Here is a 2,900-nt window from a genome sequence, read left to right on the forward strand (position 1 = left end):
ACCTGGTGTTCTTCCAGGGGTCTTACGAATTGGGAAATCTCATCTTGAGGCGGGCTTCGCGCTTAGATGCTTTCAGCGCTTATCCCTCCCGCACTTGGCTACCCAGCGGTGCTCCTGGCGGAACAACTGGTACACCAGCGGTGCGTCCATCCCGGTCCTCTCGTACTAAGGACAGCCCCTCTCAAATTTCCTACGCCCGCGACAGATAGGGACCGAACTGTCTCACGACGTTCTGAACCCAGCTCGCGTACCGCTTTAATGGGCGAACAGCCCAACCCTTGGGACCTACTTCAGCCCCAGGATGCGATGAGCCGACATCGAGGTGCCAAACCTCCCCGTCGATGTGGACTCTTGGGGGAGATAAGCCTGTTATCCCCAGGGTAGCTTTTATCCGTTGAGCGATGGCCCTTCCATTCGGTACCACCGGATCACTAAGCCCGACTTTCGTCCCTGCTCGACTTGTAGGTCTCGCAGTCAAGCTCCCTTATGCCTTTGCACTCTTCGAATGATTTCCAACCATTCTGAGGGAACCTTGGGGCGCCTCCGTTACTCTTTAGGAGGCGACCGCCCCAGTCAAACTGTCCGCCTGACACGGTCCCTTCACCGGCTTCACGGTGACAGGTTAGAACTCCGATACGATCAGGGTGGTATCCCAACGGCGCCTCCATGGAAGCTTGCGCTCCCACTTCTATGGCTCCCACCTATCCTGTACAGACCGTACCAAAGTCCAATATCAAGCTACAGTAAAGCTCCATGGGGTCTTTCCGTCACGTCGCGGGTAACCTGCATCTTCACAGGTACTAAAATTTCACCGGATCTCTCGTTGAGACAGCGCCCAAGTCGTTACGCCATTCGTGCGGGTCAGAATTTACCTGACAAGGAATTTCGCTACCTTAGGACCGTTATAGTTACGGCCGCCGTTTACTGGGGCTTCGGTTCACAGCTTCGGGTTACCCCTAACCGCTCCCCTTAACCTTCCAGCACCGGGCAGGCGTCAGCCCGTATACTTCGCCTTACGGCTTCGCACAGACCTGTGTTTTTGCTAAACAGTCGCTTGGGCCTTTTCACTGCGGCCCCCTCGGGCTATTCACCCTACCGAGGCACCCCTTCTCCCGAAGTTACGGGGTCATTTTGCCGAGTTCCTTAACGAGAGTTCTTCCGCGCGCCTTAGAATTCTCTTCTCGCCTACCTGTGTCGGTTTGCGGTACGGGCACCTTCGCCTGGCTAGAGGCTTTTCTTGGCAGCGTGAGCACGGAACCTTCGGTACTGCGATTTTCCCTCCCCATCACAGCTCAACGTTATAGTGCGCGGATTTGCCTACGCACACGCCTCACTGCTTGGACGAGCCATTCCATCGGCTCGCGTTCTTGCCCTCCTGCGTCCCCCCATTGCTCATAACGGCTTACGGTGGTACAGGAATTTCAACCTGTTGTCCTTCGACTACGCCTTTCGGCCTCGCCTTAGGTCCCGACTGACCCTGAGCGGACGAACCTTCCTCAGGAACCCTTAGGCTTTCGGCGGACAAGATTCTCACTTGTCTTTTCGTTACTCATACCGGCATTCTCACTTGAATGCAGTCCACCAGTCCTTCCGGTCTGACTTCAACCCGCATTCAACGCTCCCCTACCCAANNCATGCCATAGCTTCGGTGGTGTGTTTAGCCCCGTTACATTTTCGGCGCAGAGTCACTCGACCAGTGAGCTATTACGCACTCTTTAAATGGTGGCTGCTTCTAAGCCAACATCCTGGTTGTCTTCGCAACTCCACATCCTTTCCCACTTAACACACACTTGGGGACCTTAGCTGATGATCTGGGCTCTTTCCCTCTTGACAACGGATCTTAGCACTCGCTGTCTGACTCCCGAGTATACATCCATGGCATTCGGAGTTTGACTGGACTTGGTAACCCTTGGCGGGCCCCGCACCCAATCAGTGCTCTACCTCCATGATGCTAAACCTCGAGGCTAGCCCTAAAGCTATTTCGGGGAGAACCAGCTATCTCCGAGTTCGATTGGAATTTCTCCCCTACCCCCACGTCATCCCCAAGCTTTTCAACGCTTGTGAGTTCGGGCCTCCAGTAAGTGTTACCTTACCTTCACCCTGCACAGGGGTAGATCACACGGTTTCGGGTCTACGCCCACGAACTTATTCGCCCTATTCAGACTCGCTTTCGCTGCGGCTCCGTCTTACCGACTTAACCTCGCACGTGAACGTAACTCGCCGGTTCATTCTACAAAAGGCACGCCATCACCCATCTAGAGGGCTCTGACTTCTTGTAAGCGCACGGTTTCAGGTTCTTTTTCACTCCGCTCCCGCGGTGCTTTTCACCTTTCCCTCACGGTACTGCTTCGCTATCGGTCGCCAGGGAGTATTTAGCCTTGGCAGATGGTCCTGCCGGATTCCCACGGGGTTTCTCGTGTCCCGCGGTACTCGGGATCCGTCTCGGAGGGAGCAGACTTTCGGCTACAGGGCTTTTACCTTCTATGCCGGGCCTTTCCAGACCTCTTCGCCTAACCTGCTCCTTTATCACTCCATGTGAGACGTCCCACAACCCCAAGGGGCAAGCCCCTTGGTTTGGGCTAATCCGCTTTCGCTCGCCGCTACTGACGGAATCACTGTTGTTTTCTCTTCCTCAGGGTACTTAGATGTTTCAGTTCCCCTGGTGTGCCTTCATGCAGCTATGGATTCACTGCATGATGACTGGACATTACTCCAGCCGGGTTTCCCCATTCGGACATCCCCGGATCAAAGCCTGCTTACGGCTCCCCGAGGCAATTTCGCTGTTCGCCGCGTCCTTCTTAGGCTCCTGGCGCCTAGGCATCCTCCGTGCGCCCTTATTAGCTTAACCTAATGCTCCGGATTATCGTCCTCACTCCAATTCTCACGCAGGACCTTCTTCG

1 rRNA gene is annotated in these 2,900 nt (G+C 55.2%); it reads right to left on the minus strand.

Annotated elements, in window-relative coordinates:
• Positions 1–2,848 (minus strand): 23S ribosomal RNA (locus H4Q31_RS02120); the annotation flags it as partial.
• Between the last annotated feature and the right edge of the window lie 52 nt (positions 2,849–2,900).

The sequence above is a fragment of the Cohnella lubricantis genome (assembly GCF_014212015.1).
GTDB classification, from domain to species: Bacteria; Bacillota; Bacilli; order Paenibacillales; family Paenibacillaceae; genus Cohnella; species Cohnella lubricantis.